An 8,674-nucleotide genomic window follows, 5' to 3' on the forward strand; every position below is an offset into this window, starting at 1 on the left:
CCGAGGCCGTGCGCAGGGTAGGCACTGCCGGTACCACTCCCGCGGGCTCTGCCGGGTGCAGCATGGTGGCGTGGACGAGCTCGCAACGGTGCTGCGGTCGTGGCGCGACCGCATGCGTCCGGAGGAGGCGGGGCTGCCCGCCGGGCCCGGCCGTCGTGCACCCGGGCTGCGCCGCGAGGAACTGGCCGCGCTCGCGGGCGTGAGCGTCGAGTACGTGGTGCGGCTCGAGCAGGGCAGGGCCGTGCATCCGTCGGCGCAGCTGCTCGGTGCGCTCGCGCGGGCCCTCCGCCTCTCCGACGAGGAGCGCGCGCACCTGTTCCGGGTCGGCGGTGCCGCCGTGCCCGGCCCGAGCGAGGTTCCGCTGCATGTGCCCGCCGGGGTGCAGCGGATCATGGACCGGCTCGGAGACGTGCCGATGGCCGTGTTCTCCGCGGCGTGGGACGTGCTGCAGTGGAACCCGTTGTGGGCGGCGATCGGAGGCGACCCGGCCGCGAAGCCGCCCGCCGAGCGGAACGTGGCGTGGCAGCACTTCACTGCGGGCCACGAACGGATGCGGTTCGACGAACGGCATGAGGAGGAGTTCGCGCGTGACCTCGCCGCCGACCTCCGCGGTGCGGTCGGGCGCTACCCCGCCGACCGGCGCCTCCGGACCCTGGTGGCGCGGCTGCGCGCGACCTCGTCCGACTTCAGCGCCCGGTGGGGTGAGGCGCACGTGGCGCAGCACCGATCGAGCCGGAAGACCGCGACGCGGACGCCCGTCGGGCCGATCACGCTCGACTGCGACGTGCTGGCCGTCCCGGGCGCGGACCTGCGGATCGTCGTGTACACGGCCGCGCCCGGCTCGGAGGACGCCTCGAAGCTCGACCTGCTGCGCGTCGCCGGGACGGGGCTCGACACGCGGCCCGCTGCGCCGGCACCGGCTGCTTACTGAGGAGCCCCCTCTCGCCTCCCTGGGTCCGGGAGCCGGATCAGGGACGAGTCGTCGAGCCGTCCCATCCCTGCGTCGGCGGCCTGCACGAACCGGCCGCGCGCGGCGCGGGCGAGCGGCAGCGCGGCGTCCGGGTCGGCGTCGAGCACCAGGCCGAGGTCCTTCACGAAGATGTCGACCGCGCTCCGCGGGGGCTCGAATTCGCCGGAGACCATGCGAGGCCCGCGGTCGCCGAGCATGAACGAGGCGGCCGCGCCGCCGCCGAGCACCTCGAGCGCCGCAGCCGGATCGATGCCCAGCCGTTCCGCGTACGCGAGCGCCTCCGCGGCGACGGCGATGTGGACGCCGCAGAGCAGCTGGTTCACGAGCTTCATGCGCTGGCCGTCGCCCGGCCTCGGGCCGACGTGATGCACGGTCGCCCCGAGCGCGTCGAGGACCGGCCGTGCGGCGCCGAACGCCGCCTCGTCGGCACCGACCATCACGAGCAGCTCGCCGCTGCCGGCCCGGGCGACGCCGCCGGAGACCGGTGCGTCGACGAACGCCCCGCCCGCCTCCGCGACGGCCGTCGCGAGCGCCGTGGCGGACTCCGGGCCGATCGTCGCCGTGACGACCACGGTCGCGCCCTCCCGCAGACCGGCGAGCACGCCGTCCGATCCGAGCAGTGCGGCCTCCGCCTGGGCAGGCGTGGCGACCATCACGACCACGATCGAGGCGCCGTCGGCCGCGGCGGCCGGGCTCGCGGCGGTGCGGATCGACACGTCCTCCGGGAACCGGAGGGTCGGCGCCGGGTCGTACCCGACCACCGGGAACCCGCTCCGCACCAGGTGGGACGCCATCGGCATGCCCATCGCGCCGAGGCCGATCCAGGCCACCGGGACCGGGGCGCTCATCGTGTCGCTCCGGCGAGCGTCGTCAGGTACTGGGCGACGACGTCGTCGAAGGAGCCGTCGGGGGTGAGCCCCATCGCGGCGGCGCGATCGGTGCGGATGCGGGCTGGCCAGCTCGCGACGATCCGCTCGACCTCCGGGTCCACGCTCCACTCGATCAAGCGGCTGGGTCCGCCTTCCACCGCGCGGTCGAGGGCGGCTGCCATCTCGCGCGGCGTCGTGGCGAGCGCGGGGAGGTTCATCGCGGTCCGGCTGCCCCAGGTCGCCTCGTCCGCCGCTGCTGCGGCGAGGACACCCTCGATGGTCCGCGCGGGCGACGAGAGCGCGACCGGGGTGTCCGGCGGCACGGGGCATCGGGACGGGAGACCCGCGATCGGCTCGCGGATGATGCCGGAGAGGAAGCTCGACGCGGCCGCGTTCGCTTTCCCCGGCCGCACCGACACGGTCATCAGGCGGACGCTCCGGCCGCGCACGAACCCCTTCCGTGTGCAGTCCGCGACGAGGAGCTCGCCGATCAGCTTCTGCGTGCCGTAGCTCGACTGCGGGCGCGGCATCGTGTCGTCGTCGACCTCCCCGATCGGGCCGATCGCGGGATCGCTGCCGAACACCGCGAGCGAGCTCGCGAAGACGAGCAGCGGCGGGACGCGCATGGCGCGCGCCCACTCGAGCACGGCCCGCGTGCCCTCGAGGTTCGTGCGCATCCCGAGGTCGAAGTCCGCCTCCGCCGCGCCGCTCACGACCCCGGCCAGGTGGAAGACGACATCCGCGTCCGGCACCGCGGCGAGCGACGCCTCGAGCGGCCCGATCAGCACGCGGACCCGGGGATCATCGGCGATGCGCGGCAGCGGGGGCTGCAGGTCCAGCACCACGATCTCGGCGACGCGGGCCCGGGACCCGCCGAACGTCTGCGACGGCTCCTGCAGCAGGCGCTCGACGAGCATCGTGCCGAGGAAGCCCGCGCCTCCGGTGACGACGACGCGCACGCCGGGCGCTGGATCGTGGACCGCCATGTCCGTCCTCTCGTTCCCGCCGACCGTAGCGGGATGATCTGATCGTCGACGGCGATCCGGTCCGTGCCCGCGGACGAGCGGCGCCGCGACGGAGGAGGTCGCCCATGAAGACGGTCGTGCTCGACGACGATCCGACCGGCACGCAGTCCGCGACCGGGGTGGACGTGCTGCTCGTCTGGGACGGCGACCTGCTCGTCGACACCCTCCGCCGCACGGACTCGGTCTACCTGCAGACCAACTCGCGGGCCGTGAGCGAGGCGGACGCCGTCGCGCTCTGCGACCGGGTCCGCGGCGAGATCGACCGGGTGCGCCGGGAGGTGGATCCGGAGGTGCAGGTGGTGCTCCGCGGCGACTCGACGCTCCGCGGGCACGTGTTCGCGGAGACGGACGTGTTCGTCGGCGACGACGCCGCGGTGCTGTTCGTGCCCGCGTTCCCGCAGGGCGGCCGCACGACCGTCGACGGGGTCCACCGGCTCGTGGTCGACGGGGTGCAGGTGCCGGTGGGGGAGACGGAGTTCGCCCGGGACCCGGTCTTCGGGTACACGAGCTCCTCCCTCGCCGGCTTCGTCGCCGAGCGGGGTGGGCGGGAGGCCGTGCCCGTCGTCCTCGACGCGGTGCGGACCACGAGCGGGACGGCGGTCGCGGACGCGCTCGTGCGCGCAGCGGTCGGCGCCTTCGTCACCCCGGACGTCGAGACGGACGACGACGTCGTCCTCGTGGCCGCAGGGCTCGCGGAGGCGCGGCGGCGGGGGCGCCGGGTCGTGGTGCGGAGCGCGGCGCCGCTCGCCGCGGTCCTCGCGGGTGTCGCGAGCGACGGGCTCCTCGGCCGCCCGATCGCCGAGACCGACCGGGCCGTCCTCGTCGTGTGCGGCTCCCACACCGCCGCCTCCACGGCGCAGCTCGCCGCGCTCGGTGCGGCGGGCGGTGTCGTCGAGGCCGTGACGATCCCGACGGCCGCCGCCCTGCTGGACCCGGAGGCGGCTGCGGCCGCGGCGGTGCCGGAGGTCCGCGCGGCCCTCGGCAGGAGCCGCGTCGTCGTGCTCCAGTCCGAGCGGGTGCGCCGAGCCGAGGACGACACGCTGCAGCACGGCGAGCGCGTGATGGCGGCGCTCGTCCGCGCGACCGCTGCGGTCGCTCGGGAGGTCGACGTGGTCGTCACGAAGGGCGGGATCACCTCGGCGGCGATCGCGACCGACGCGCTGCACGCCGCCCGGGCGCGGGTGCGGGGACAGGTGCTCGCCGGGGTGTCGGTCTGGGATCTCGACGTCGAGCCGGGTACCGCCCCGACGACGGTCGTCGTGCCGGGCAACGTCGGCGGACCCGCCACCCTCCTCGACGTGGTGGCCGCGATCCACCGTGGGTGAGCGGGCCGCCGGGTCGGTGCTCAGCGGGGCTGCAGCCCGGCCGCCCGGTAGACGTCGTCCACGATCCGCATGGTCCCGACGCCCCGCGCGGCGTCGAGGATGCTGGGTGCGTCGTCGCGCAGCGCCTCGGCGATGTGCGCGAGCTGCCGGGCGTAGCTGTTCTCGCCCGGCGCCGCCCGCTCCTCCAGCAGCAGCCCCGCGGGCGAGATGATGCGCAGCGCGGCGCCCCACTGCGGAACGATCACGCTGGTGGCGTCGAGCTCGGCCTCGGATCCGGTGACCCGCAGCGTCATGCTGCCGGTGTCGTCGCCGATGAACGACGCCCGCACCCGTGCCGGGACGCCGCCCGGGAGCGCCAGATCCACGTCGGTCTGCAGATCGATGCGCGGGTCGTCGTCGGACACGATCGCGGTCGCCGACACGACCGCGGGCTCGCCCCAGGCAGCGCGCAGCAGATCGATCGCGTAGCACCCGACGTCCATGAACGCGCCACCCCCGAGGTCGCCGTCCAGCCGGATGTTCCCCGGCTTCACGACGAAGTGGGGGATGCTGAAGTCGATGTCCACCCGCTCGACGGAGCCGAGTGCGCCGGAGGCGAGGTGCGTCAGCAGGTGCTGCGTGAACGAGTGCAATCGGTAGTGGAACCCGACGAAGGCGCGCCTGCCGGTCGCATCAGCCGTCTCGGCGATCAGGGCCGCAGTCGTCCCGTTCGCCGAGAGCGGCTTCTCGCACAGCACGTGCTTCCCCGCCTCGAGCGCGCGAACGGCCCACTCGGCGTGGAACGTCGGCGGGATAGCGATGTAGACGAGGTCGACGTCGGGATGGTGCAGGACGGTGTCGTAGTCGCCCGCGTCCGGGACGTCGAGCCGGTCCGCCAGCGTGCGGGCGCGCGCCGGATCCCGCGATCCGATCACCTGGACGCGCACCCCGCGCTGCGCCCGCGCGGGTTCGACCATCGCCCGTTCGGCGATCCCGGCCGCGCCGAGGATGCCGATCCGGAGTCCGGGTCCGCCTGAGGAGTCGGGATCAGGGCTCATCGAGGTGCTCCTCGCTCGTGGGTCGGATCGCATCGGCGATGCGCTTGTGCGACACGTGGCTCGTGAGACCGCCGTCGGCGGCGATCTCCGCGCCGGTGATGAACGCGGACTCCTCCGAGAGGAGGTAGACCACCAACGGCGCGATGTCCGCCGGTGCGCCCGAGCGACCGAGCGGTGTCTCCGCGATCGCCGCCGCCGCGAACGCGGGTGATGCGGAGTCCATGAGCGGGGTGTCGACGAGTCCGGGGAAGACGGCGTTGACCCGGATGCCGGCTTCGCCGAACTCGAGCGCCGCGACCCGGGACAGGCCACGCAGCGCCCATTTGCTCGTCGTGTACGCGGCCGCGGCGTGACCGCCGAGGGCGGCGATGGAGACGATGTTCACGATCGATGCACCGGGATGCATCAGCGGACGCAGCGCCTGCATCCCGAGCAGGGGGCCGGTCACGTTCACCTCGAGCGTGCGGTGCCATGCGCTCAGCACGACGTCGGGAAGGCGGTCGCGCGATGCGATGCCCGCGTTGTTCACCAGTCCGTCGACGCGCCCGTCCCGATCCCGGATCTCGGCGGCGAGCCGCTCCCACCCGAGCGGGTCGGTGACATCGAGCCGGCGGCTCGTGATGCGGTCGTCGTCGGCCGCTGCTGACTCGACGACGTCGGTCGCCCAGACGATGGCCCCCTCGTCGGCCGCGAGCCGCGCGTCGGCCAGTCCCATTCCGCTCGCCGCTCCGGTGACGACCACCACCCGGCCATCGAGCCGTCGTGCGGTCACGTCGACAGCCGCAGGAGACGGACTCGAGCGACGCCGACCTCGTCGAGCGGCACGATTGCAAGGCGTTCGTCGCCGTTCACGACCCGTGTGCACGTCCAGGTCCCGTCGCTGAAATACCCCGCCTCGACAGCATCGATCTCCACCGCGCCCGCCTCGACGGCGAAGTCGACCGCGAGGTTCTGGCCGACGACGATGAACTCGTCGGGCCCCTGCTCGATCAGCAGGCCGAACGCCCGCGTGTCTGCGGGCGCGGGGATGCCGCGCCCCGTCTCGCTCGGCGCCGACGCGTGCGCCGGCGGCGCCTGCACACCCGCATCGAGGAGCATTCGCTGGAGGAGCGCGCGCGCCCCCTGGACGACCACTCGCAGGCTGCCGAACTCGAGGTCCTGGCGCTCGTCCTCCTCCAGCAGGATCCCGGCGATGCGTCCCTCGGCCTGGGCGGCGATCACCACGTCGGCCATTCCGTCGAGAAGTCCGTACGCGAGCCCCAGCCGGCTGTCGGCGCGGATGTCGTCGACGCCGAACATCGAGAAGCCGAATGCCCCGAGACCGAGGGCCCAGAAGAGGTTGCCCGTCGCGACGCGCGACTCCGGCACGAAGAGGGCGTTGTCGGCGCGTCGATACGCGCTGATCGCCGCCTTCCCGTCGTCGATGTAGACGTCGGGGGAGAGGAAGTCCAGATTCGGCGCCGCAAGCTTCCAGACGTCGAGCACTCTTGCCGTCGGGCCCCCGCTCGGGTAGTCCCCTGCCTCCGGCTGGCCGGGCTGCGGCCCGAGCCACGCGTTCGCGAACATCGGGAGCGGTTTCGAGGCCTTCCCCGCGACGGCGAGGCGGTCGAGATAGGTCCCGAAATGCCATGCCATGAACAGCTCATCGGCTTCCCAGCTCTCGGCGAGCAGCTCAGCCCAGGTGCCGGAGCGGTGGGTCGCGCCTGCCCGCAGGAGGTCGGGATGCTGCTCCAGGACCAGCCTCGCGATCGCGTCCGGTACGGGACCGCTCCACGCCGCGTCTGCCGTCTCCGAGCGGTCGCGGGAGTCCCGGAGCAGACCGACCTCGTTCTCGACCTGCACCATCAGGACGGTGTGCTGAGGGTCGGCGGTTCGCAGATGGTCCATCAGCGAGACGAAGGCGCGCTGATCTGCGGCGCGCAGCGACTCGGAGAACACCGAGAGCACGGGCTTCGACGTCGCGTGGCCATGGGTGAAGGCCTCCTTCCGCCCGCCGCGCACGACGGCGCGCGGGAACCGGGCAGGGTCAGCGCGCACCCAGGTGGGAGCGTAGGTCGAGGTCGCGTTCTTGAACGCCCCGAACCAGATGAGCACCAGCCGCAGTCCCGCTCTCCGCGCGGCCTCCAGCTCGCGGTCGACGGAGGAGAAGTCGAATCGTCCCTCGGTCGGTTCGACCAGCGACCAGCTCGCCGAGCCGATGACGACCGAAGCATGCAATGCCCGGACTCGACCGAGCACGTCCGGCAGCGTCACGTCCGTCGGCGTCGAGTTGTGCAGCTGGCCACCGAGCAGAAGGGTCGGGCGCTCGTCGACGATGAACTGGAAGCCGTGCGCGCTGCGTTCGATTCGGGGTATCGGACGTGCGCCGGCGGCGGGGTCGACCATGGTTCTGCTTCTCCGCTTCGGTGGCAATCGGGGCTTCGGGCGATGGGATCGAACGGCGATCAGCCCTCGCGGTTGTAGTACGGCCAGGGGAGGAAGCGTCGCTCCCCGCGTCGATCCGGGCCGCTGAGCGTGACCGCTCCGGTCGCCGCCCACTCGACCCCGCGCGGGAACATCCGGATGAACTCGATCCGGCGGAACGTGTCGATGTCGTGGCCGATCGTGATCGTGAAGCAGCGACCCGCGCCGTACTGGTTGATCCAGGCGATCGGCTGGTCGGTGTTCATCCCCGGCAGCGCTGCGAGCCCCTCGTCGGGCACCGCGACGGGGTAGTGCGGCATCGGGTACGTGGGGGCCCGCTCGTACGACTCGAGGTCGTCGAAGGTGGTGAGCAGCACCCGGGTGCCCTCGTACAGCTCCACCCCGGTGAGGATGTCGTCGCCGGTGACCGTCCAGCGGTCGCTGATGCCCTCCGTGATCGGGTGGCGCGGCTCGACCGTTTCGAGCTGCGCCTCGCCCCACGGGCGGGGTCGGAGGCCGGTCGGCACGCTCAGCTTCGCGCCCCGCATGACGTTGTACTCCTCCGGGTAGCCCCAGTCGTCCTCCTGGGCGGCGGAGCCGTGGAACCACACCATGCCCTTGCCGCGCTGGTGCACGAATCGGAGCAGCGCCGCGTCGGTCTCCGGGCCGAAGCCGACCGCCGTGTCGAAGTACCCGTCCCGGCCCTCGAAGACCACGACCACGACGTCGTACTTGTCGATGATCTCCGCGCCGAGTCCGCGCGGGTCCTCGATGACCCGCACGCGGAAGCGGCCCGTGTCCTCGAGCAGTGTCGTCAGCCAGATGTTGTGCTGGCGGAAGCTGCGGAACTCGTTGTCGTGCTCGCGGGTCATGTGCCCGGACAGGATGAGCACGTCCAGGGTGTCGGCCATGCGGACCGCCTCTCCTCGCCACGCAGCGGCGCCTTCGCCGATGCTGCTCCGACCCTAGTCATTTCTGTCGATTCCGTGCAAATATCGCGGGATCGGATGAGTCGGCGCCCGGCCCCACCCGCGCGGCATCGATG

Annotated in this window: 8 protein-coding genes; 2 read left to right on the plus strand and 6 right to left on the minus strand. The window is 73.1% G+C overall.

Going from position 1 to position 8,674, the window contains the following annotated elements:
• Positions 1-70 precede the first annotated feature (70 nt).
• A complete protein-coding gene (locus tag ACTHLI_RS13410) occupies positions 71-931 on the plus strand; it encodes a helix-turn-helix transcriptional regulator (protein WP_440184577.1) in 861 nt (286 codons plus the stop codon).
• Here ACTHLI_RS13410 and ACTHLI_RS13415 read toward each other — a convergent pair.
• The gene (locus ACTHLI_RS13415) at positions 925-1,818 is read right to left on the minus strand and encodes an NAD(P)-dependent oxidoreductase (RefSeq protein ID WP_440184580.1); all 894 of its coding nucleotides are present in this window, start codon (positions 1,816-1,818) and stop codon (positions 925-927) included. The two genes, ACTHLI_RS13410 and ACTHLI_RS13415, sit on opposite strands and share 7 nt — an antisense overlap.
• Entirely contained in the window at positions 1,815-2,825 is a 1,011-nt protein-coding gene (denD, locus tag ACTHLI_RS13420; protein WP_440184582.1) for a D-erythronate dehydrogenase, read from the minus strand. Before denD ends, ACTHLI_RS13415 begins: the two co-directional genes overlap by 4 nt.
• A gap of 104 nt (positions 2,826-2,929) precedes the next feature.
• On the opposite strand from denD, the gene ACTHLI_RS13425 reads away from it, so the two are divergent.
• The gene (locus ACTHLI_RS13425; RefSeq protein ID WP_440184585.1) at positions 2,930-4,189 is read left to right on the plus strand and encodes a four-carbon acid sugar kinase family protein; all 1,260 of its coding nucleotides are present in this window, start codon (positions 2,930-2,932) and stop codon (positions 4,187-4,189) included.
• A gap of 20 nt (positions 4,190-4,209) precedes the next feature.
• Here the strand turns inward: ACTHLI_RS13425 and ACTHLI_RS13430 are convergent, their stop codons facing one another.
• Genes ACTHLI_RS13430 through ACTHLI_RS13445 form a run of 4 tightly spaced genes read right to left on the minus strand, consistent with a single transcriptional unit; the run spans position 4,210 to position 8,540 of the window.
• Positions 4,210-5,226, minus strand: coding sequence for a Gfo/Idh/MocA family protein (locus tag ACTHLI_RS13430; protein ID WP_440184588.1), 1,017 nt, complete (start codon positions 5,224-5,226; stop codon positions 4,210-4,212).
• Complete coding sequence (locus tag ACTHLI_RS13435) at positions 5,216-5,998, minus strand: SDR family NAD(P)-dependent oxidoreductase (protein WP_440184591.1); 783 nt, start codon at positions 5,996-5,998, stop codon at positions 5,216-5,218. The genes ACTHLI_RS13430 and ACTHLI_RS13435 overlap by 11 nt, the downstream gene beginning before the upstream one ends.
• A complete protein-coding gene (locus ACTHLI_RS13440) occupies positions 5,995-7,611 on the minus strand; it encodes a DUF5597 domain-containing protein (RefSeq protein ID WP_440184593.1) in 1,617 nt (538 codons plus the stop codon). The genes ACTHLI_RS13435 and ACTHLI_RS13440 overlap by 4 nt, the downstream gene beginning before the upstream one ends.
• Before the next feature lie 59 nt (positions 7,612-7,670).
• Entirely contained in the window at positions 7,671-8,540 is an 870-nt protein-coding gene (locus tag ACTHLI_RS13445) for a ThuA domain-containing protein (protein WP_440184596.1), read from the minus strand.
• Positions 8,541-8,674 lie beyond the last annotated feature (134 nt).

Source organism: Amnibacterium sp. (genome assembly GCF_051956055.1).
In the GTDB taxonomy this organism is placed as follows: domain Bacteria; phylum Actinomycetota; class Actinomycetes; order Actinomycetales; family Microbacteriaceae; genus Amnibacterium.